This window comes from Citrobacter braakii (assembly GCF_009648935.1).
Classification (GTDB): Bacteria; Pseudomonadota; Gammaproteobacteria; order Enterobacterales; family Enterobacteriaceae; genus Citrobacter; species Citrobacter braakii.
Genome location: NZ_CP045771.1, coordinates 1,342,908 through 1,364,188, shown reverse-complemented (window position 1 = coordinate 1,364,188; position 21,281 = coordinate 1,342,908). Strand labels below are relative to the sequence as shown.

General features: G+C 53.0%; 20 protein-coding genes and 1 pseudogene. 7 read left to right on the top strand and 14 right to left on the bottom strand.

Translation table 11 applies throughout. From position 1 onward, the window contains the following. Positions 1 to 51: 51 nt before the first annotated feature. The gene (ppiA, locus tag GFC06_RS06240; protein WP_003023595.1) at positions 52 to 624 is read right to left on the bottom strand and encodes a peptidylprolyl isomerase A; all 573 of its coding nucleotides are present in this window, start codon (positions 622 to 624) and stop codon (positions 52 to 54) included. A 264-nt stretch (positions 625 to 888) separates the two neighbouring features. Between ppiA and tsgA the strand changes: the two genes are divergently transcribed. From tsgA to GFC06_RS06210, 6 genes are all read left to right on the top strand, one after another. Further along, a complete protein-coding gene (gene tsgA / locus GFC06_RS06235; protein WP_016154778.1) occupies positions 889 to 2,070 on the top strand; it encodes an MFS transporter TsgA in 1,182 nt (393 codons plus the stop codon). Between the two features lie 327 nt (positions 2,071 to 2,397). Beyond that, positions 2,398 to 4,941, top strand: coding sequence for an NADPH-nitrite reductase large subunit (nirB, locus tag GFC06_RS06230; protein WP_016154779.1), 2,544 nt, complete (start codon positions 2,398 to 2,400; stop codon positions 4,939 to 4,941). After that, positions 4,938 to 5,264, top strand: coding sequence for a nitrite reductase small subunit NirD (nirD, locus tag GFC06_RS06225; RefSeq protein WP_047501470.1), 327 nt, complete (start codon positions 4,938 to 4,940; stop codon positions 5,262 to 5,264). Before nirB ends, nirD begins: the two co-directional genes overlap by 4 nt. Before the next feature lie 187 nt (positions 5,265 to 5,451). Beyond that, positions 5,452 to 6,261: a nitrite transporter NirC gene (gene nirC / locus GFC06_RS06220; protein WP_047501468.1), complete on the top strand. Its 810-nt coding sequence runs from the start codon at positions 5,452 to 5,454 to the stop codon at positions 6,259 to 6,261. Positions 6,262 to 6,272: 11 nt separating this feature from the next. Beyond that, positions 6,273 to 7,646, top strand: a complete 1,374-nt coding sequence (cysG, locus tag GFC06_RS06215; protein ID WP_016157628.1) for a siroheme synthase CysG — start codon at positions 6,273 to 6,275, stop codon at positions 7,644 to 7,646. Positions 7,647 to 7,952: 306 nt separating this feature from the next. Then, on the top strand, positions 7,953 to 8,123 hold the full coding sequence (locus GFC06_RS06210; protein WP_016154783.1) for a YhfL family protein: 171 nt from the start codon (positions 7,953 to 7,955) through the stop codon (positions 8,121 to 8,123). 77 nt (positions 8,124 to 8,200) lie between these two features. Here the strand turns inward: GFC06_RS06210 and GFC06_RS23530 are convergent. The 13 genes and pseudogenes from GFC06_RS23530 to GFC06_RS06150 form a co-directional block, all read right to left on the bottom strand. Further along, positions 8,201 to 8,278, bottom strand: a pseudogene (locus GFC06_RS23530) (hypothetical protein); the annotation flags it as partial. Positions 8,279 to 8,437: 159 nt separating this feature from the next. After that, positions 8,438 to 9,442: a tryptophan--tRNA ligase gene (gene trpS, locus GFC06_RS06205; protein WP_016154784.1), complete on the bottom strand. Its 1,005-nt coding sequence runs from the start codon at positions 9,440 to 9,442 to the stop codon at positions 8,438 to 8,440. Then, positions 9,435 to 10,193, bottom strand: a complete 759-nt coding sequence (gene gph / locus GFC06_RS06200) for a phosphoglycolate phosphatase (RefSeq protein ID WP_101700383.1) — start codon at positions 10,191 to 10,193, stop codon at positions 9,435 to 9,437. The genes trpS and gph overlap by 8 nt, the downstream gene beginning before the upstream one ends. Continuing rightward, positions 10,186 to 10,863: a ribulose-phosphate 3-epimerase gene (gene rpe, locus GFC06_RS06195; RefSeq protein ID WP_003023561.1), complete on the bottom strand. Its 678-nt coding sequence runs from the start codon at positions 10,861 to 10,863 to the stop codon at positions 10,186 to 10,188. Before rpe ends, gph begins: the two co-directional genes overlap by 8 nt. Before the next feature lie 17 nt (positions 10,864 to 10,880). Beyond that, positions 10,881 to 11,717, bottom strand: a complete 837-nt coding sequence (gene dam, locus GFC06_RS06190) for an adenine-specific DNA-methyltransferase (RefSeq protein ID WP_016154786.1) — start codon at positions 11,715 to 11,717, stop codon at positions 10,881 to 10,883. A gap of 117 nt (positions 11,718 to 11,834) precedes the next feature. After that, positions 11,835 to 13,121: a cell division protein DamX gene (damX, locus tag GFC06_RS06185; protein WP_153689954.1), complete on the bottom strand. Its 1,287-nt coding sequence runs from the start codon at positions 13,119 to 13,121 to the stop codon at positions 11,835 to 11,837. Positions 13,122 to 13,217: 96 nt separating this feature from the next. Further along, positions 13,218 to 14,306 (bottom strand): 3-dehydroquinate synthase, encoded by a 1,089-nt coding sequence (gene aroB / locus GFC06_RS06180; protein ID WP_047358161.1) that lies wholly within the window; start codon positions 14,304 to 14,306, stop codon positions 13,218 to 13,220. 57 nt (positions 14,307 to 14,363) lie between these two features. Next, complete coding sequence (aroK, locus tag GFC06_RS06175; protein ID WP_003023552.1) at positions 14,364 to 14,885, bottom strand: shikimate kinase AroK; 522 nt, start codon at positions 14,883 to 14,885, stop codon at positions 14,364 to 14,366. A gap of 404 nt (positions 14,886 to 15,289) precedes the next feature. After that, complete coding sequence (hofQ, locus tag GFC06_RS06170) at positions 15,290 to 16,537, bottom strand: DNA uptake porin HofQ (RefSeq protein WP_153689953.1); 1,248 nt, start codon at positions 16,535 to 16,537, stop codon at positions 15,290 to 15,292. After that, positions 16,440 to 16,853, bottom strand: coding sequence for a HofP DNA utilization family protein (locus GFC06_RS06165; protein WP_153689952.1), 414 nt, complete (start codon positions 16,851 to 16,853; stop codon positions 16,440 to 16,442). Before GFC06_RS06165 ends, hofQ begins: the two co-directional genes overlap by 98 nt. After that, on the bottom strand, positions 16,843 to 17,298 hold the full coding sequence (locus tag GFC06_RS06160; RefSeq protein WP_153689951.1) for a HofO family protein: 456 nt from the start codon (positions 17,296 to 17,298) through the stop codon (positions 16,843 to 16,845). The genes GFC06_RS06165 and GFC06_RS06160 overlap by 11 nt, the downstream gene beginning before the upstream one ends. After that, a complete protein-coding gene (locus GFC06_RS06155; protein WP_153690732.1) occupies positions 17,282 to 17,821 on the bottom strand; it encodes a PilN domain-containing protein in 540 nt (179 codons plus the stop codon). The genes GFC06_RS06160 and GFC06_RS06155 overlap by 17 nt, the downstream gene beginning before the upstream one ends. Further along, positions 17,821 to 18,600, bottom strand: a complete 780-nt coding sequence (locus GFC06_RS06150; RefSeq protein ID WP_153689950.1) for a type IV pilus biogenesis protein PilM — start codon at positions 18,598 to 18,600, stop codon at positions 17,821 to 17,823. Before GFC06_RS06150 ends, GFC06_RS06155 begins: the two co-directional genes overlap by 1 nt. Before the next feature lie 120 nt (positions 18,601 to 18,720). Between GFC06_RS06150 and mrcA the strand changes: the two genes are divergently transcribed. Next, positions 18,721 to 21,273: a peptidoglycan glycosyltransferase/peptidoglycan DD-transpeptidase MrcA gene (mrcA, locus tag GFC06_RS06145; RefSeq protein ID WP_016157635.1), complete on the top strand. Its 2,553-nt coding sequence runs from the start codon at positions 18,721 to 18,723 to the stop codon at positions 21,271 to 21,273. Positions 21,274 to 21,281: the final 8 nt, after the last annotated feature.

The window sequence follows — 21,281 nt, the reverse complement described above, 5'->3', positions numbered from 1 at the left end:
TACGCAGAGAAGGGAAAGAACGCGGACAGGAACTGCCCGCGCAAAAGACGTTTACGGCAGGACTTTGGCAGACAGGATAACAATCGGTTTTGACGGGACATTCTGGTAAGGACCAACATCATGGGTCTGCACCTGAGAGATCTTATCCGCGACATCCATACCTTTCACAACTTTACCGAAGACCGCGTACCCAAAGTCGCGCTGGCCGTGATCGAGGAACGCATTGTCTGCAATATTGATAAAGAACTGGCTGGTCGCGCTGTCTTTATCTGCTGTACGCGCCATGGCAATCGTGCCGCGGGTATTACGCAATCCGTTATCGGCTTCATTCTTGATTGGCGGGTTAGGTTTCTTCTGCTGCATCTGCTCGGTAAAACCGCCGCCCTGCACCATGAAGCCAGGGATCACGCGGTGGAACGTGGTGTTGTTATAGAAACCGCTGTTGACATAATCGACAAAGTTTTGCACTGAAACCGGGGCTTTCTGACTGTTCAGCTCCAGCTCAATGTTACCGGCAGAGGTTGTCAGCAGGACATGCGGGTCACCTTTTGCTGCCAGTGCTGCGGGAGAAAGAGCAGAAAGAGCGAGAACAGCTGCAACAGCCGCCAGAGTCGATTTGAGCATGAGAATTCCTTAACAAGAGCAGAAATGAAGCAAGTGAATTGATTCTAAAGAGCCTTCAAGAACAAGGCCATCCCTTTACTTAATTTTACGTACTTGAAACAAATGTAACCTTATAGCCTCAAGATTCAATGCGATCTAGATCACATAAAAAAATGTAACGAAGCAAGTAATTACCAATAAACATTTAAATGCATCACTAAAGCGCCTAAAATCTGCCCGCTCACGGTGCAGTCAATGCACCTAACACTTCTATACAGGCCAGTCATGACTAACAGCAATCGCATCAAGCTCACATGGATTAGCTTTCTCTCCTACGCCCTGACAGGCGCGTTGGTAATTGTCACCGGGATGGTGATGGGAAACATCGCAGATTACTTCCATTTGCCCGTTTCCAGTATGAGTAACACCTTCACCTTTCTGAATGCCGGCATTCTGATCTCTATTTTTCTGAATGCATGGCTGATGGAAATTGTGCCACTGAAAACCCAGTTGCGCTTTGGCTTTATCCTGATGGTTCTGGCGGTCGCCGGACTGATGCTCAGCCATAGCCTGGCCTTGTTCTCAGCCGCCATGTTTGTACTGGGTCTGGTGAGCGGTATCACCATGTCGATTGGTACGTTCTTGGTGACTCAGATGTACGAAGGTCGCCAGCGCGGTTCCCGCCTGCTGTTTACTGACTCCTTCTTCAGCATGGCCGGCATGATTTTCCCGATGGTGGCAGCATTCCTGTTAGCGCGCAGCATCGAATGGTATTGGGTTTATGCCTGCATCGGCCTGGTATACGTCGCCATTTTCCTGCTGACCTTCGGCTGCGAATTCCCGGCGCTGGGTAAACACGCGCAGCAACCGGACGCGCCAGTGGTAAAAGAAAAATGGGGCATTGGCGTGCTGTTCCTGGCGATCGCCGCGCTGTGCTACATCCTCGGTCAGTTGGGCTTTATCTCCTGGGTGCCGGAATACGCCAAAAGTCTGGGCATGAGCCTGAACGACGCAGGTAAACTGGTCAGCGACTTCTGGATGTCTTACATGGTTGGCATGTGGGCATTTAGCTTTATCCTGCGTTTCTTCGATTTGCAGCGCATCCTGACCGTACTGGCGGGTGTGGCTACCGTCCTGATGTATCTGTTTATCACCGGTACGCCGGAGCATATGCCGTGGTTCATTCTGACGTTGGGCTTCTTCTCCAGCGCGATTTATACCACCATCATTACCCTCGGATCCCAGCAGACGAAGGTCGCATCACCTAAACTGGTTAACTTCGTTCTGACCTGTGGCACCATCGGTACTATGCTCACTTTCGTGGTCACTGGCCCTATCGTGGCGCACAGCGGTCCGCTGGCGGCATTGCAGACGGCTAACGGCTTGTATGCGGTCGTATTCGTGATGTGCTTTATTCTTGGGTTCGTCACGCGTCATCGCCAGCATAACGCACCCGCAACGCATTAATCTGAGTGCCGGATGGCGATGCTAACGCATCTTATCCGGCCTACAAGACAAGCTGTTCGTAGGCCGGATAAGGCGCAGACGCCCTCCGGCCTATTCCCGCGCCCTCTTCTTTCTCTGGTGCTGTAGGCCGATTCTTACAAAAACCCCTTAATTTGTACGCTATTTATACAAACACGAAAAGCCTGTTAATTCCGTAACTTATAAAAATGCAGTTAAATCAGCCATATACCTCTTAAGGAGTATATAAAGGCGAATTTGATTTGCATCAATAAGCGGGGTTGCTGAATCGTTAAGGTAGGCAGTAATAGAAAAGAAATCGAGGCAAAAATGAGCAAAGTCAGACTCGCTATTATCGGTAATGGTATGGTCGGCCATCGCTTTATTGAGGATCTTCTTGATAAATCCGACGCTGCCAATTTTGATATTACCGTCTTCTGTGAAGAACCCCGCAAAGCGTACGACCGTGTCCACCTGTCGTCCTACTTCTCCCACCACACCGCCGAAGAACTTTCTCTGGTGCGTGAAGGATTCTACGAGAAGCATGGCGTTAAGGTGTTAGTGGGCGAGCGCGCAATCACCATCAACCGCCAGGAGAAGGTGATCCACTCCAGCGCGGGTCGTACGGTCTATTACGATAAGCTGATCATGGCGACAGGCTCTTATCCGTGGATCCCACCGATTAAAGGTTCGGAAACCCAAGACTGCTTCGTTTACCGCACCATCGAAGACCTCAACGCCATTGAGTCTTGCGCGCGCCGTAGCAAACGCGGTGCCGTCGTCGGCGGTGGCCTGCTGGGTCTGGAAGCCGCTGGTGCGCTGAAAAGCCTCGGCGTTGAAACCCACGTGATTGAATTTGCCCCGATGCTGATGGCCGAACAGCTGGATCACATGGGTGGCGAGCAGTTACGTCGCAAAATTGAAAGCATGGGCGTGCGTGTCCACACCAGCAAAAACACTAAAGAGATCGTCCAGGAAGGCACCGAAGCGCGCAAAACCATGCGTTTTGCCGACGGTAGCGAACTGGAAGTCGATTTCATCGTCTTTTCTACCGGTATTCGCCCACGCGACAAACTGGCCACCCAATGCGGCCTCGACGTTGCGCCGCGCGGTGGTATTGTGATTAACGATACCTGCCAGACTTCTGATCCGGACATCTATGCCATCGGCGAATGCGCCAGCTGGAACAACCGCGTGTATGGTCTGGTCGCTCCAGGCTACAAAATGGCGCAGGTTGCCGTTGACCATATTCTCGAAACCGAAAACGCCTTTGAAGGCGCGGATCTGAGCGCCAAGCTGAAGCTGCTTGGTGTTGACGTCGGCGGGATTGGCGACGCGCATGCGCGCACGCCGGGCGCCCGTAGCTACGTCTATCTCGACGAAAGCAAAGAAGTCTACAAACGCCTCATCGTTAGCGAAGATAACAAAACCCTGCTCGGGGCGGTTTTAGTCGGTGACACCAGCGATTACGGCAACCTGCTGCAGCTGGTACTGAACGCCATCGAACTGCCGGAAAACCCAGACTCACTGATTCTGCCAGCTCACGCGGGCAGCGGTAAGCCGTCTATCGGTGTCGATAAACTGCCGGACAGCGCGCAGATTTGCTCCTGCTTCGACGTCACCAAAGGCATGCTGATCGCCGCTATCAACAAAGGCTGCCACACCGTTGCAGCGCTGAAAGCTGAAACCAAAGCTGGTACCGGCTGCGGCGGGTGTATCCCGTTGGTAACGCAGGTCCTGAACGCTGAACTGGCGAAACAGGGGATCGAAGTTAACAACAACCTGTGTGAACACTTCCCGTACTCGCGTCAGGAACTGTTCCATCTGATCCGTGTAGAAGGAATTAAAACCTTCGAAGAGCTGCTGGCAAAACACGGGAAAGGCTACGGCTGTGAAGTGTGTAAACCAACCGTAGGTTCCCTGCTGGCCTCCTGCTGGAATGAGTACATCCTCAAACCACAGCACACGCCGCTGCAGGACACTAACGACAACTTCCTGGCGAACATCCAGAAAGACGGTACCTACTCCGTGATCCCGCGCTCCGCGGGCGGAGAAATTACTCCTGAAGGCCTCGTGGCCGTGGGCCGTATCGCGCGTGAATTTAACCTGTATACCAAAATCACCGGTTCTCAGCGTATCGGCCTGTTCGGCGCGCAAAAAGATGACCTGCCGGAAATCTGGCGTCAGCTGATTGAAGCGGGCTTTGAAACCGGTCACGCATACGCCAAAGCCCTGCGTATGGCGAAAACCTGCGTAGGCAGTACCTGGTGCCGTTATGGCGTCGGCGATAGCGTCGGATTCGGCGTGGAGCTGGAAAACCGCTACAAGGGCATTCGTACCCCGCACAAAATGAAATTCGGCGTCTCCGGCTGTACCCGTGAATGTGCGGAAGCTCAAGGCAAAGACGTGGGTATCATCGCCACTGAGAAAGGCTGGAACTTGTACGTTTGCGGTAACGGCGGGATGAAACCTCGTCATGCAGACCTGCTGGCAGCGGATATCGACCGCGAAACGCTGCTCAAATACCTTGATCGTTTCATGATGTTCTACATCCGTACCGCTGACAAACTGACCCGAACCGCACCATGGTTAGACAACCTGGAAGGCGGTATCGAATATCTGAAATCGGTCATCATCGACGACAAACTGGGGCTAAACCAGCACCTGGAAGAAGAGATGGCCCGTCTGCGTGAAGCGGTGGTCTGCGAGTGGACAGAGACGGTTAACACCCCATCCGCACAGGTTCGCTTCAAACACTTTATCAACAGCGATCAACGCGATCCGAATGTCCAGGTTGTGCCTGAACGTGAACAACATCGTCCGGCCACGCCCTATGAGCGTATCCCGGTGACTCTGGTGGAGGAAAACGCATGAGCCAGTGGAAAAACATCTGCAAAATCGATGACATTCTGCCTGCAACAGGCGTCTGCGCCCTGTTAGGTAGCGAGCAAGTTGCGATTTTCCGCCCGTATCACAGCGACCAGGTGTTTGCGATCAGCAACATCGACCCGTTCTTTGAGTCCAGCGTGCTTTCTCGTGGGCTGATTGCTGAACATCAGGGCGAATTGTGGGTCGCCAGCCCGCTGAAAAAACAGCGCTTTCGCTTAAGCGACGGTCTGTGCATGGAAGACGAACAGTTCTCCGTGAAACATTACGAAGCCCGAGTGAAAGACGGCATGGTGCAACTGCGCGGTTAATAACTTTTTGGGAGGCGCATCGCCTCCCCTTTTTTGACGTATTTGTAGGTCTTTTATTTGTAGGCCTGATAAGCGTAGCGCCATCAGGCAATTGCACAAGCACATTGCCGGATGGCGGCATAAATGCCTTATCCGGCCTACGGTTACGATTTCTTTTTATTGTTTGTACTTCAAGGATAATCAACACATGTTCACAGACACTATCAATAAGTGTGCGGCTAACGCTGCGCGCATCGCACGCCTGTCGGCTAATAACCCGCTCGGATTCTGGGTCAGTTCGGCAATGGCGGGGGCCTACGTCGGTCTCGGCATCATTCTTATTTTCACCCTCGGTAATCTGCTCGACCCGTCCGTTCGTCCTCTGGTAATGGGTGCAACCTTTGGTATCGCTTTAACGCTGGTCATTATTGCCGGTTCGGAACTGTTTACCGGTCACACCATGTTCCTGACGCTCGGCGTCAAAGCGGGCACCATCAGTCACGGTCAGATGTGGGCTATTCTGCCGCAAACCTGGCTGGGTAATCTGGTCGGATCCGTGTTTGTCGCTCTGCTTTACAGTTGGGGCGGCGGTAGCCTGCTGCCGGTCGATACCAGCATCGTCCATTCGGTGGCGTTGGCGAAAACCACCGCGCCAGCAACGGTGCTGTTCTTTAAAGGCGCACTGTGTAACTGGTTGGTTTGTCTGGCAATCTGGATGGCAATTCGTACCGAGGGCGCAGCAAAATTCCTCGCTATCTGGTGGTGTCTGCTGGCGTTTATCGCTTCCGGTTACGAGCACTCGGTTGCCAACATGACGCTGTTTGCCCTCTCCTGGTTCGGCCACCACAGCGAAGCCTATACCCTGTCAGGAATTGGTCATAACCTGTTGTGGGTGACACTCGGTAATACTTTGTCCGGTGTCGTATTCATGGGATTGGGTTATTGGTATGCTACGCCAAAATCGGAGCGTCCTGCTCCGGCAAAAATCAACCAGCCAGAGGCTACTGCCAATAATTAAGGGGTAATGTCGTGGATCATTTGCCTATATTTTGTCAACTACGTGACCGCGACTGCTTGATCGTCGGCGGTGGTGATGTCGCAGAACGCAAAGCGCGGTTACTGCTGGAAGCGGGCGCCCGTATAACGGTTAATGCGCTGGCGTTTATTCCGCAGTTCACCGTATGGGCAGATGAAGGCATGCTGACGCTGGTTGAGGGACCGTTCGACGAGTCCCTGCTCGACACCTGCTGGCTGGCTATTGCCGCCACCGATGACGATGCCGTCAACCAAAGCGTCAGCACCGCCGCAGAATCACGTCGTATTTTCTGCAACGTGGTCGATGCGCCAAAAGCAGCCAGTTTTATCATGCCCTCCATTATCGACCGCTCGCCGCTGATGGTGGCGGTCTCCTCCGGCGGTACATCGCCGGTGCTTGCCCGTCTGCTACGTGAAAGACTTGAATCTGTGCTGCCTCAGCATCTGGGCCAGGTCGCGCAATATGCAGGCAAGTTACGCGCCCGAGTGAAAGAACAGTTTGCCAGCATGGGTGAACGTCGCCGCTTCTGGGAAAAATTGTTCGTGAATGACCGCCTGGCGCAATCGCTGGCGAACAGTGACCAGAAAGCAGTCGAGGAAACCACCGAGCAGTTGCTCAGCGAACCGTTGGACCATCGAGGCGAAGTAGTGCTGGTTGGCGCCGGTCCTGGCGATGCCGGGCTGCTGACGCTGAAAGGTCTACAGCAGATCCAGCAAGCGGATGTCGTGGTTTATGACCGTCTGGTATCCGACGACATCATGAACCTTGTACGCCGCGATGCCGACCGGGTGTTCGTCGGTAAACGCGCGGGCTACCACTGTGTACCGCAGGAAGAAATTAACCAGATCCTGCTGCGTGAAGCGCAACAGGGCAAACGCGTCGTGCGCCTGAAAGGTGGCGACCCGTTCATCTTTGGCCGTGGTGGCGAAGAGCTGGAAACCCTGTGCCATGCCGGTATTCCATTCTCCGTTGTGCCAGGTATTACCGCAGCATCCGGTTGTTCCGCCTATTCCGGCATTCCACTGACCCATCGTGATTACGCCCAGAGTGTACGTCTGGTCACCGGGCATCTGAAAACCGGCGGTGAGCTGGACTGGGAAAACCTGGCAGCAGAGAAACAGACGCTGGTGTTCTACATGGGCCTCAATCAGGCGGCGACTATCCAGGAAAAACTGATCGAATTCGGCATGCAACCCGATATGTCTGTCGCGCTGGTAGAAAACGGTACCTCCGTGAAGCAACGCGTTGTTAACGGGGTGCTTTCGCAACTCGGAGAACTGGCGCAGCAGGTTGAAAGCCCGGCGCTGATTATCGTCGGCCGCGTGGTTGGACTACGCGATAAGCTGAACTGGTTCTCGAACCATTAATTGAATGCTTAAAAATGCCCTGATATTGGACTGCCCCATAAAGTCGGACAGTTCGTATTCAGGGCATTTATTTATCTTCCGATAGAAATAAATAACCGATATACGCTATATACTCGCCTCAGTAGCCCAACCGTTAATCATTAATTAAATGTATTTTTAAAACATTTAAATTCATTGAAAGCATATTTTATATAAAACTTGTTATGTCCTAATCCGGACTACTTTAAGTTTATTTTAGTTGATATCTTAACCGCCGAGAAATGGATTTCATCCATTTAAAAATAGATATCTTACAAGGATTTTAACATGCTGAAATTTGCAAAAATCACTATCGTTGCTGGTGTTCTGGCTACGCTGACCGCGTGTACTGGTCATGTTGATAACAAAAAAGATAACTGCACCTACGATTACTTCCTGCATCCGGCAATTTCTATTTCTAAAATTATTGGTGGCTGTGGCCCGGCTGCAGATCTGTAACAGAAGCGATTGCGCAGATACAAAAAAACCGGGAAATCCCCGGTTTTTTTATTTATTGGTTTGATGCTCATTCACACGCTACCGCACTTCTCGCCGAGCAGGTAGCGGGCCAGGGTTGTCAGTCCCTCCTCTCTCTTGATAAATATCCGACGCATTTTATATCTTCAGTAAATTGAATATTTATATCTTCATTAAATTGATTGATATAAGGAAATATGCAAACGGCGAGGCGCTTCATATTTTTTTGAGATTCGCCAGCGAACAGGCGAAAAAAAACCGGGTAGAACCCGGTTTCTTCAGCAACGCAGAGCGCATTACGGCTTGGCGACAAAACCAATCGCTTCGTAAACCGCTTTCAGCGTAACAGACGCGCGTGCGCTGGCTTTTTCAGCGCCATCTTTCATCACCTGCTGCAGGAAAGCTTCATCGTTACGGAAACGGTGATAACGCTCCTGAAGCTCGGTCAGCATGCCGGAAACGGCCTCTGCGACTTCACCTTTCAGATGACCATACATCTTGCCTTCAAAGTGTTGTTCCAGCTCCGGAATGCTCTGGCCGGTAACGGCAGAGAGGATATCCAGCAGGTTGGAAACACCCGCTTTATTCTGCACGTCGTAGCGTACAACAGGCGGCTCTTCGGAGTCGGTCATCGCACGTTTGATTTTCTTAACCACGGATTTCGGATCTTCCAGCAGGCCGATCACGTTGTTGCGGTTGTCATCCGACTTGGACATTTTCTTCGTCGGCTCCAGCAGCGACATCACGCGCGCACCGGATTTAGGAATGAACGGCTCAGGCACTTTGAAGATGTCGCCATACAGGGCGTTGAAGCGCTGGGCGATATCGCGGCTTAGTTCCAGATGCTGTTTCTGATCTTCGCCAACCGGTACCTGGTTGGTCTGATACAGCAGGATGTCTGCCGCCATCAGCACCGGATAATCAAACAGACCGGCGTTGATGTTCTCCGCATAGCGTGCGGATTTGTCTTTGAACTGGGTCATACGGCTCAGCTCGCCGAAATAGGTGTAGCAGTTCAGCGCCCAACCTAACTGTGCGTGTTCCGGTACATGAGACTGGACGAAAATGGTGCTTTTTTCAGGATCGATACCGCATGCCAGATACAGCGCCAGCGTATCGAGCGTTGCTTTACGCAACTGCTGAGCATCCTGACGAACGGTGATGGCATGTTGGTCAACGATGCAGTAGATGCAATGGTAGTCATCCTGCATGCTCACCCACTGACGCAGCGCACCCATATAGTTGCCAATGGTCAATTCACCTGAGGGCTGTGCGCCACTAAAAACGATGGGCTTAGTCATTTTTTGATTCCTGATTTTCGCTATGCGGAAGCCCGAGAACGGGCAGTAGTTCATTAATACGGTCGTAAATAACGTCGGGTTGGCTCAGCGCGATCGACTCGCCGTAGTTGTAGCCATAAGTCAGGCCAACGGACGGACAGCCAGCAGCTTTTGCCGCCTGAATATCATTACGTGAATCCCCTACGAAGAGCAATTGCTCAGGCTTGATGCCAAGCTTGCTTGCTACCAGCAGTAGCGGATCCGGATGCGGTTTTTTATTCTGCACGTCGTCACCACCGATGACCACGCTAAAGTATTTGGCGATATCTAACGCCTCAAGCAATGGCGCGACAAACGGGGTCGGTTTGTTGGTCACCAGACCCAGCGGCAATCCTTTCGCATGCAGCGCGCCCAGCGTGTCGGCAACATCAGGGAACAGGAATGTCCCTTCCTCTGCGACATCGCCGTAGTATCTGTCGAACAGCTTACGCAAAATACGCACCTGTTCTTCGGCTGGGATATCATCATCAACGGGCGGTTTACCCATTGTCTTACGTAGTGTGGCGCGCTCCTGACGCGACCACGCCAGCGCGCGCTCCATCAGTACATCTGCACCGTTGCCAATCCAGGTGATAACGCGTTCTTCACCGGCAATCGGCAGTTCCAGCGCATACAGCGCCATATCCACCGCTGCGGTTAATCCCGGCGCGCTGTCGACCAGCGTACCGTCGAGGTCAAATGCAACGCCCCGAATATCCTGAAACTTATCCATGACTTACCTTCGCCAGTTCATTGCGCATTTCATCAATGACTTTTTTGTAGTCTGGTTGGTCGAAAATAGCAGAGCCTGCGACAAACATATCTGCACCCGCCGCCGCGATTTCACCAATGTTGTTCACCTTGACGCCGCCGTCCACTTCAAGGCGGATATCGTAGCCAGATTCATCAATACGACGACGCACTTCGCGCAGCTTATCCAGCGTTTGTGGGATAAAGGACTGCCCGCCAAAACCTGGGTTAACGGACATCAGCAGGATCACATCGAGCTTATCCATGACGTAGTCCAGATAGCTCAGCGGTGTTGCCGGGTTAAACACCAGGCCCGCTTTACAGCCATGCTCTTTGATCAGCTGTAAAGTGCGATCGACATGCTCGGAGGCTTCCGGGTGAAAAGTAATGATGCTCGCGCCGGCGGCGGCGAAGTCCGGGACAATACGATCGACCGGTTTCACCATCAGATGAACGTCAATCGGGGCAGTAATGCCATATTTACGCAGCGATTTCAGTACCATCGGGCCGATGGTCAGGTTCGGTACGTAGTGATTGTCCATGACATCGAAGTGTACGACGTCGGCACCGGCAGTCAGCGCTCTCGCGGTGTCCTCACCCAGGCGGGCAAAATCAGCCGACAGAATTGAGGGGGCGATCAAATACTGTTTCATCCGCTTCTCCTTGAGAATTATTTCTTCGCAGGCGTTACAACTCCTGGTTTATACAGTGCCAGCAGTTCGTTCACCTTTTTACGCGTGCCGCCATTGCTGCTAATGCTGCGCCGCACTTTGACCTGAAAATGTTTCGCCGATCGGTACCATTCGCGGGTATCGGGCGTGTCATGGTTCGAAATTAACACCGGGATCTGCTTACTGACCAGCTTTTCTGCCATCTCGGCCAGATGCGCCTGCTCTTTTGGGCTAAAGCTGTTGGTATGATACGCGGTGAAATTTGCCGTCGCCGAAAGCGGTGCATAAGGCGGGTCACAATAGACCACAGAGTTGCTATCCGCACGGTCCATGCACTCTTCATAGGAGAGACAATGGAACTCCGCATTCTGCGCTTTTTCAGCAAAATGGTACAACTCGGCTTCCGGGAAGTAAGGTTTTTTATAACGACCAAACGGTACATTAAACTCGCCGCGCAGGTTATAACGGCACAATCCGTTGTAACCAAAGCGGTTCAGATACAAGAACAGTACTGCACGGCGGAACGGATCCTGACTGGCATTAAATTCTTCTCTGAACCGATAGTACACCTCAGCCTGATTAGTTTCAGGCATAAACAGCTCACGTGAAGCCTGCACATACTCATCGGTACGTGTCTTCACGATGTTATAGAGACTGATGAGGTCGCTGTTGATATCGGCAAGAATATAACGAGAAAAGTCGGTGTTGAGAAACACCGACCCGGCACCCACGAAAGGTTCAATCAGGCATTCACCCTGAGGTAAATGCCGTTTGATATCATCAAGCAGGGGGTATTTTCCCCCTGCCCATTTCAAAAAAGCGCGATTTTTTTTCATGCTGACTAACTAATTACACCTTCTCCGGCTGTGGAGAAAGCTCCGACAGCATCCTGCGCTTTAGTCTTTGTCCCGCAATTGGGCGAAACAGCAAACCATTGCAGAACATATCCTATCTTACTTCAAATCGGCCTGAACCTGGTGCAGCGGTTTTGCCCACGGATTTTTCGCCTGAATATCGGCGGGGAGCGTAGACACTGCACGTTTCGCATCTTCTTTAGACGCATACACGCCTGTTACCAGAACATACCACGGTTGACCGTTACGCGTCGTCTGATACACCACGTAGTTCTTCAGGTTTTCTTTCTTCGCCCAACCGTTAAGGTTGTCGTAGTTAGAAGAACTGCTGAGCTGCAGCGTGTAATGGCTGGACGGCGCAGATTTTAACGCTCCGACATTTCCTGCACTTTTCGCTCCACCAGCAACAGGCGTTGACGTTGTTGCCGTCGCAGTTGGCGCAGGCGTTGTAGTCGCGGTTGCTTTCGGCTCAACGGTCGCCTTCGGTGTAGCGGTAACCACAGGTGCTTTGGTTGTGGTCGTCGGCGCAGTTGCAGTTGGTTTTGCCTGAGCAACAGGTTTCGGCTCTGTCTGCGTCGCTTTCACCGTAGTTTGCGGTTTGCTCTTCGGCTCAATAACAGCCTGTTTACGTTCCTGGTGTGTCGCAGCAGGGCGTTCAGCCGTTTCCGTTTTCGCAGTCTGGCGCACAGCATTACCATTACGAACTGGCGCAACGGTCGCAGGTTCGGTCGGCAGCGTAGAGTTAACCACTACATTGTTAACCTGCTCCTGGCCTTGCGGTTGCGTCAGAGCGTTGTTCAGATCGCCCTGCACTTCAACACGCTGCTGGCCTTCAGTTGCCGCAGGTGTCTGACCTTGAGTTGGGGTAGAGGAAATCGGCGGTAGGGAAACATCCTGCTGGGTATTGCCAGCGGTCTGCTCAGCGCCTGCTGCAGGCGTAGTCGTGCTCGCCTGATCCGTCGCGTTGTTGCCAGAAAGATCAATGCTCTTCTCGCCAGATCCAGCCTGCTCACTGGGAGATGATGAGGGGGCTTTCAGCGCAGAACCGATACCGATGATCAGCAGCAACAGCACCAGGACACCGACACCCATCATCATATACTGACGAGAGGCAGGCTTGCTGGCGGGTTTCTTACGCTTGCGCGGACGGCGTTCTACACGCTCTTCATCCACGTCATCGTCCTCAGATTCATACTCTTCTTCAATGTCCCGTTCTTCTTCACGCTCTTTACGTGCGCGCGCAGGACGGCGATCGTCAGCATCCAGATCAACATTATCAAAATTGATTTGCGGCTCATTATCGCGTTCAGACGATTGACGAGAACGACCAGTACGACGATCGCTGGGATCGGGTTTCAGCTCGTCTTCTGGTTTGAATTCATCCATTTAACACCCCACTCAAAGGTTAATGCTTACGACTTTGCACATAACCTGAAGCTAAAAGACCTACGTTTCGCAACGCAAGCCAGACCTTTCTTGTTGTTACGCCGGCTGGCAATCAGCAATAGCGTTAAGAACCACCTCGTGCGACACTCCGCCGCGCACTTCACTCTTCCCTATAGCCCGCGGAAGCACTAAACGAATCTCTCCCGCTAACACTTTTTTATCTCGCAGCATGTGCGGCAGATAAGCCTCGCTGGACATTTCACGCGGTCCATTGACCGGCAAGCCCGCTCGCTGCAGCAGCGTAATGATGCGCTGCGTATCAGCGGAGGTAAACTGTCCAAGACGTTCTGACGTACGAGCAGCCATTACCATACCTGCTGCAACGGCTTCACCATGTAACCAATTGCCATAACCCATTTCAGCTTCGATCGCATGGCCAAATGTGTGTCCCAGATTCAGTAAAGCACGTAAGCCCATTTCACGCTCGTCCGCTGCGACAACTTCTGCTTTCAGCTCACAACAACGACGAATACAGTACGCCATCGCCGGACCATCCAGACGCAATAACGCATCCAGATTTTCTTCCAGCCAACTGAAAAATTCACCGTCAAGGATGATGCCGTATTTGATCACTTCCGCCAGCCCCGATGCCAGCTCACGCGCAGGAAGCGTTTTCAGACAATCGAGATCCACCACCACGGACGCCGGTTGGTAAAACGCGCCAATCATGTTTTTACCGAGGGGATGGTTTACGGCGGTTTTGCCGCCAACGGAGGAGTCGACCTGCGACAACAGAGTTGTCGGGACTTGAATAAAACGAACACCACGCTGATAGCTGGCTGCCGCAAAACCGGTCAGATCGCCTATCACGCCGCCGCCAAGTGCGACTAACGTGGTATCACGACCGTGCGGTTTTTGCAGTAACGCAGTGAAAACCGTATCCAGAACCGTCAGGCTTTTATACTGCTCGCCATCGGGAAGGATAACGCTATCAACGTTAACACCCGCCTGTTCAAGTACGCCGCGAACCTTATCGAGATAAAGGGGAGCCAGGGTTTCGTTGGTTACCAACATAACCTGATCGCCCGATTTCAGCGGTAAGAATGAAGCTGGCTCATTAAACAAACCAGCCGCGATGGTGATAGGGTAACTACGTTCCCCGAGAGTGACTGTGATCCTCTCCATTACGCGACATCCACCTTAGTTACTTGTACCCGCAGACGAGTGTGTATTCAGCCAGAGTTAGTTGCTTTCCAACATATGAATAATCTGGTTTGCTACGACTTTTGCGCTCTGATCGTCGGTGCGAATGGTCACGTCAGCAATCTCTTCGTACAGAGGATTGCGTTCGTCAGCCAACGCTTCCAGAACTTCACGAGGCGGCGATTCTACCTGCAGCAGCGGGCGTTTCTTGTCACGTTGAGTTCGCGCAAGTTGTTTTTCAATTGTCGTTTCAAGATAGACCACGACGCCACGCGCGGAAAGACGGTTACGTGTTTCACGTGATTTAACAGAGCCACCGCCAGTTGCCAGCACAATACCCTGTTTTTCCGTCAACTCGTTGATGACTTTTTCTTCGCGATCACGGAAGCCGTCTTCACCTTCTACATCGAAGACCCAGCCCACATCAGCTCCGGTTCGTTTCTCAATCTCTTGATCAGAATCGTAAAATTCCATATTGAGTTGTTGAGCTAACTGGCGCCCAATAGTGCTTTTTCCGGCACCCATAGGCCCAACCAGAAAGATATTGCGTTTCTCTGCCATTTTTTCGGTACTACTAAGACTATTCGTTAATGGTAAACCCGCTTCGCAGACACTCAGCGCAGCAGGACATGAACTGAAACCTCATAAGATATTGCGAGAGTCAGACTGAAAATTATCTCAATACTCAAGCGGGTTTGGCAACTGAATAAATCACCAAACCTTACGCATTTCTGGTCGTGGCAGGCATGCTACCCTGCAAACATCAGACCTGGCGACGTATTGCGCAGCCAAATGACACCAAATAAGCCTATGACACACCACCAGAAAGGCAAAGCGTATTTACTGCCGCATAAGTAAAGAAAAGTACCGACACTCAAATCGGTACTCCTTGTATGCTAAATACACCCGCACGTCAAATCTCTGAAACGTGTTCAGTGCAAAAACAACGGCTTTTCATGCATAAGTTATTGCGTTGAAACCAGTCTGGGCGTAATAAAAACCACTAATTCACGCCGTTCGTCTTCTTTACCATCATGACGAAAGAGAGAGCCAAGCCAGGGGATGTCGCCCAACAGCGGCACGCTGTCGGCTGCGGATTTATTCTTATGTGAAAAAATCCCGCCCAGCGCAATCGTCTCGCCGCTTTTTACCTCGACCTGAGTTTCAATCTCCTGCTTATCAATAGCCAGAACTTCGCCATCCGCCTGCTGTAGCACCTGCCCGGGAACATTCTGGCTGATATGCAGTTTTAGTCTGATTCGTCCTTTCTGCAATACGGTGGGCGTGACTTCCATCCCTAATACAGCTTCCTTGAACTCGACGGATGTCGCGCCGCTTTCACCGCTGGAGACCTGATAAGGGATCTCACTACCCTGCTTAATACTGGCAGGTTGCAGGTGAGAAGCCAGTAAGCGTGGACTGGCGATGATGTCCAACTGCTGTTTTTGCTCCAGCGCAGACAGCTCCAGCTCGAGTAAACGACCGTTAATACGGCCAATGTTAAATCCCACACGGGATGTGGCTGTGGATACAGAAAGATCGCTGGCAAGCGTTGTGACGTTCCCCACCGCCCCCGATTGCTGTGCGTCAGTCAGCGACCACTTTACCCCCAGCTCACGCAAGCTTTTTTCATTAATCGTCACGATATGCGCCGCCAGTTCGACTTGTGCAACCGGCAGATCCATTTGCGCCACCCACGTTTCCAGTGCGTTAAGCGCAACGCTATTATCACGCAGCAGTAAGCGGTTGGTGCGTTTATCCACCGTCATGCTTCCTTTGGCGCTGAGCAGCTTTTCTCCGGCTTTTGCCAGCTCGGAGGCATCAGCATATTGCAAAATGATACTGCGATGTTCCAACGGCAGGCTGGCCTGAAGCCGTGCCTGCTCATTGTCCTGACGAGCCGCATTTTCACTCTGCCATTGAACAGAATGCACATGCAGAATGTTGCCTTCCTGGCGTAATACCAGCCCGGCGCTTTTCACCACCGTTTGCAATGCCTGCTTCCAGGGCACATCCGTCAAATGCAGTGACAGCACACCGCTGACATCTGGTGAAACTACCAGGTTTTTCTTTTCCTGTTCGGCCAGCGCCTGCAATACCTGCACAACCGGCACATCATCGACCACCAGCGTCACGTTTTGTGATTTCGCCGCCAGTACGCTCTGAATCCCGACCACCAGTACGAGTACTATCCATGCCATCCATCGCTTCATTTATCGCTCCTTGTCGTTGCCACTGCCACTGCGACGGCTCGCAGTTTTTCCCTGTGTCGAGGATTACGCTCTGGGCCGTTATCTGCGTAACCGTCCAACCGTTTTTCAGGACATCATTTCGCTCAACCCGCTGCCATTTTTTCTGGCTATCCTGAACAATGCCAATGGGTCGCGCGCCCTGGCTCAATATTCCCTGATAGCGCCATGCCGACAGCTCAGCAATTTGGCAACGGTCCTCCGGCGGCAGGAAGGGATTACGCATACCGGTGAGTATCAGTACGCTTACGCACGCCAACAGCCAGCGTTCAACCATCATTCAGGCGCTCCAGTTGTAGTGTTAACAGCAGCTCCGCACCTTCTGCGTAAAGAGAAAACCGGCGGACGTTCATCCCTTGCTCCGCTAATTGGTCAAACATCGGCGGGATGGCATCCCACTCTGGCTTCAGCGTCATTTCTCCGCCCTGTGCGGAGGGTTGCCAGTGGATAAGATGTGCAAGAGGAGTCTGAAACAGCAGTGGGGAGAACGGAATCAGCGTCTCTTCAGGCTCTTCTGGCGATGCCGCCAGCAGATATAAATTTCGCCATTGTGCCTGAGTGGCCGCTCGTTGCTGGTTTAGCGCCTCTTGTTGCATAACCCGTTTCTGCGCGGTGGAGCTGAGGCATAACATGACGACGATGAGCAGTCCCAGCATCCAGCCACAGCCGCAGATGAGCCGAAAGCGCGGCGACTGCGCTAACCAGCTATCACAAAGCGTTTTCATGCGCACCGCTCCGCATCAGTCGATAGTGGAATTGCCAGCGTCCCTGCGCATCCTGCTGCGTTTCGCCAGGGCTACCCAATTTAAATAGCGGCAGCTGGCGTAATTGCGCTTCCAGCGCCTTCAGCGCGGCAAAGCTCAGCGTGTTTCCCGTCAGTTCCAGCGTATCCTGCTGCCAGGTTATTTTTGTTAACCACGCCTGCTCTGGCAGTAATTCCGCCAGCCCTTGCAAAACCCGCTGCCAGCTTCGGGTCTGCTCACGCTGTTTGTTCCGCGCTTGAACCTGTTGCCATCGTTGCTGGCGCTGCTGCACACGCGGCTTTAGCGCCATTAAAGCCTCGGCCCGCGTCTTTTCGGCATCCGCTAACAACAATTCGACCTGGTTTTCTACGCTCAAAACGCTGTAATAGCGCAACAACACGCCGCTACTAAGCAGTAGCGAAGCGCCAAATAAAACACTCCAGAAGCGTAGGCAGGCGCGACGTCGCGTCTGGCGCCAGGGCAGAAGATTGATGGTCGCTATCATCAACATGTGCCTCCCATAGCGAGTCCCAGTGCAATGGTGAAGCGATGGCTTTGCGTTGGAATTGGCGGCTGGCGTACAGACACCACGCTTAAAGGATCGAAGCCGCTGGGATCGCATAGCGCAATGGCTGTCGTGGAAAGCGATAATGTCGCGGCAAGCTCGTCGATACAGCCAATATCGCCCGTTGATTTACGCCCCCATGCCGAACGGGTCGCCCATAGCCACTGGGTGTCATCACGCCATACCAGACACTGATGACGTTCTGGCAGGTAAGGTATAAATCGCTGTAACGCGCTGGCATCCGGCGTAATCGCCGTAACCTGAACCTTCAACGTTTGGATAAGCGTCAGAAGCGCTGAAACCTCTTTGCTTTGCGCGGCAGTGACGTTAAACGCCGGGCTTAACGTGTCTTCGCTATAATCAAAATGCAGCGCATCCGGCGCCATATCCAGCTCACGCGCCATCGAACCGGATAACCATGCGGCTTGCTCCGGCTCGCCCAGCATCATTTCCGGACGAGGGTACTTTTTTTGTAACGTCCTGTTGGCAGGAAAAGAGAGATGAATATGGTGTCGGCGAGGAAGCTCCCGGCTCCACGGCAGTAGCGCTGCGACAAGCTGTTCAGGCTCGCGAATGTGGCCATCGACGATAACCTGAGGCGTCAGCGGTATACGCCACCAGCGCTGGAGAAACCGACCGGATGCGTCGTGAACTACGGCGACAGCCAGCGCTTCATGTTGCTGAATATGCAGACCAATTTTCCAGATATTGAAAGCCATTGCTGATGATCTCCTTATCACCCGTTGCTTTAACGGGTATATCAATGCGTCTGGCTTGCCTTTATACTACCGCGCGTTTGTTTATAAACTGCCCAAATGCCACTAAATGGGAAATCTCCAGTGAAGTTCGTAAAGTATTTATTAATCCTTGCAGTATGTTGCATCCTGCTGGGAGCAGGCTCGATTTATGGCCTCTATCGCTATATTGAGCCGCAATTACCTGACGTCGCGACGCTCAAAGATGTGCGTTTACAGATCCCGATGCAGGTTTACAGCGCTGATGGCGAGCTTATCGCGCAATATGGCGAGAAACGTCGAATCCCGGTCACCCTGGATCAGATGCCGCCGGTAATGGTTAAAGCCTTTATCGCTACCGAAGACAGTCGTTTTTATGAGCACCACGGGGTAGACCCGGTGGGGATCTTCCGTGCTGCCAGCGTCGCGCTGTTCTCCGGTCATGCATCACAAGGGGCCAGCACCATCACCCAACAGTTGGCGAGAAACTTCTTCCTGAGCCCGGAACGTACGCTGATGCGTAAGATCAAAGAAGTGTTCCTGGCGATCCGCATTGAACAACTGCTGAGTAAAGATGAGATCCTCGAACTGTATCTGAACAAGATTTACCTGGGGTATCGCGCTTATGGCGTAGGTGCTGCCGCGCAGGTCTATTTCGGTAAGACGGTTGATCAGCTCAGCTTAAGTGAAATTGCGGTGATTGCCGGTCTGCCAAAAGCGCCGTCAACCTTCAACCCCCTCTATTCGATGGAAAGGGCAACCGCGCGACGTAACGTCGTACTGTCGCGTATGTTGAGCGAAAACTACATCACGCAGGCCCAGTACGATCAGGCGCGCGGCGAAGCCATTGACGCCAACTACCACGCGCCGGAAATCGCCTTCTCCGCGCCGTATCTCTCTGAGATGGTGCGCCAGGAGATGTATAACCGTTATGGCGAGAAAGCCTATGAGGACGGGTATCGCATCACCACCACCATTACGCGCAAAGTACAGCAGGCTGCTCAGCAGGCAGTACGTAACAACGTGATGGATTACGACATGCGCCACGGTTACCGCGGCCCGTCGAACGTGCTGTGGAAAGTGGGCGAAAGCAGTTGGGACAGCAAGAAAATCACCGATACGCTGAAAGCGCTACCGACTTATGGTCCCCTGCTACCGGCGGTTGTTACCAGCGCCAATCCGCAGGAAGCCATTGCCGCGCTGGCGGATGGTACGTCAGTGTCATTACGGATGGATGGCATGCGCTGGGCGCGTCCTTACCGCTCGGATACCCAGCAAGGCCCGACGCCGCGCAAAGTGACTGATGTGGTGCAAACCGGGCAGCAAATCTGGGTACGCCAGGTTGGCGATGCCTGGTGGCTGGCGCAAGTACCGGACGTCAACTCCGCACTGGTCTCCATCAATCCGCAAAACGGCGCGGTGCTGGCGCTGGTCGGTGGTTTTGACTTCAACCAGAGCAAGTTTAACCGTGCAACCCAGGCGTTACGCCAGGTGGGTTCCAACATCAAACCATTCCTGTATACCGCCGCGATGGATAAAGGTCTGACGCTGGCGAGCATGCTTAACGACGTGCCGATCTCCCGTTGGGATGCCGGCGCGGGTTCCGACTGGCAGCCGAAGAACTCACCACCGCAATACGCCGGTCCTATCCGCTTACGTCAGGGGCTGGGTCAGTCGAAAAACGTGGTGATGGTACGCGCCATGCGCGCGATGGGCGTGGATTACGCGGCAGAGTATCTGCAACGTTTCGGCTTCCCGGCACAGAACATTGTGCACACCGAGTCGCTGGCACTGGGTTCTGCCTCGTTCACGCCGTTGCAGGTGGCGCGCGGTTATGCAGTGATGTCTAACGGCGGCTTCCTGGTCGATCCGTATTTCATCAGTAAAATCGAAAGCGATATGGGCGGCGTTATCTTCGAGGCGAAGCCGAAAATTGCCTGTCCGGAATGCGATATTCCGGTGATTTATGGTGATACCCAGAAATCTAACGTGCTGGAAAACAGTAACGTCGAAGATGTCGCCGTCTCGCAGGAACAGCAGAATGCCGCCGTGCCTATGCCTCAGCTTGAGCAGGCAAACCAGGCGCTGGTCGCGCAAAGCGGAACGCAGGAGTACGCTCCACACGTGATCAACACGCCGCTGGCCTTCCTGATTAAAAGCGCCCTGAACACCAATATCTTTGGTGAGCCGGGCTGGATGGGAACCGGTTGGCGTGCAGGTCGCGATTTACAGCGCCATGATATCGGCGGGAAAACCGGGACCACCAACAGCTCTAAAGATGCATGGTTCTCCGGCTACGGGCCAGGCGTGGTGACGTCGGTATGGATCGGGTTTGATGACCATCGCCGCAATCTCGGACACACGACGGCTTCTGGGGCGATCAAAGACCAGATCTCCGGCTACGAAGGCGGCGCAAAGAGCGCACAGCCTGCCTGGGATGCCTATATGAAGTCCGTGCTGGAAGGCGTGCCTGAGCAGCCGCTGACGCCGCCGCCGGGTATCGTGACGGTCAATATCGATCGCAGCACCGGTCAACTAGCAAGCGGTGGCAACAGCCGCGCAGAATACTTCATTGAAGGCACTCAGCCGACGCAACAGGCGGTGCATGAGGTGGGGACGACCATTATCGATAATGGTGAGACGCACGAACTGTTCTGATTCCTGAC

Excerpts from the sequence above, each read along its gene's own strand:
- GFC06_RS06155 (WP_153690732.1), bottom strand. The coding sequence starts at position 17,821 with ATGATAGCGACCATCAATCTTCTGCCCTGGCGCCAGACGCGACGTCGC.
- ppiA (WP_003023595.1), bottom strand. The coding sequence starts at position 624 with ATGCTCAAATCGACTCTGGCGGCTGTTGCAGCTGTTCTCGCTCTTTCT.
- trpS (WP_016154784.1), bottom strand. The coding sequence starts at position 9,442 with ATGACTAAGCCCATCGTTTTTAGTGGCGCACAGCCCTCAGGTGAATTG.
- aroK (WP_003023552.1), bottom strand. The coding sequence starts at position 14,885 with ATGGCAGAGAAACGCAATATCTTTCTGGTTGGGCCTATGGGTGCCGGA.
- GFC06_RS06165 (WP_153689952.1), bottom strand. The coding sequence starts at position 16,853 with ATGATGGTTGAACGCTGGCTGTTGGCGTGCGTAAGCGTACTGATACTC.
- GFC06_RS06160 (WP_153689951.1), bottom strand. The coding sequence starts at position 17,298 with ATGAAAACGCTTTGTGATAGCTGGTTAGCGCAGTCGCCGCGCTTTCGG.
- nirC (WP_047501468.1), top strand. The coding sequence starts at position 5,452 with ATGTTCACAGACACTATCAATAAGTGTGCGGCTAACGCTGCGCGCATC.
- gph (WP_101700383.1), bottom strand. The coding sequence starts at position 10,193 with ATGGATAAGTTTCAGGATATTCGGGGCGTTGCATTTGACCTCGACGGT.
- dam (WP_016154786.1), bottom strand. The coding sequence starts at position 11,717 with ATGAAAAAAAATCGCGCTTTTTTGAAATGGGCAGGGGGAAAATACCCC.
- nirB (WP_016154779.1), top strand. The coding sequence starts at position 2,398 with ATGAGCAAAGTCAGACTCGCTATTATCGGTAATGGTATGGTCGGCCAT.
- rpe (WP_003023561.1), bottom strand. The coding sequence starts at position 10,863 with ATGAAACAGTATTTGATCGCCCCCTCAATTCTGTCGGCTGATTTTGCC.
- GFC06_RS06150 (WP_153689950.1), bottom strand. The coding sequence starts at position 18,600 with ATGGCTTTCAATATCTGGAAAATTGGTCTGCATATTCAGCAACATGAA.
- tsgA (WP_016154778.1), top strand. The coding sequence starts at position 889 with ATGACTAACAGCAATCGCATCAAGCTCACATGGATTAGCTTTCTCTCC.
- GFC06_RS06210 (WP_016154783.1), top strand. The coding sequence starts at position 7,953 with ATGCTGAAATTTGCAAAAATCACTATCGTTGCTGGTGTTCTGGCTACG.
- aroB (WP_047358161.1), bottom strand. The coding sequence starts at position 14,306 with ATGGAGAGGATCACAGTCACTCTCGGGGAACGTAGTTACCCTATCACC.
- hofQ (WP_153689953.1), bottom strand. The coding sequence starts at position 16,537 with ATGAAGCGATGGATGGCATGGATAGTACTCGTACTGGTGGTCGGGATT.
- damX (WP_153689954.1), bottom strand. The coding sequence starts at position 13,121 with ATGGATGAATTCAAACCAGAAGACGAGCTGAAACCCGATCCCAGCGAT.
- nirD (WP_047501470.1), top strand. The coding sequence starts at position 4,938 with ATGAGCCAGTGGAAAAACATCTGCAAAATCGATGACATTCTGCCTGCA.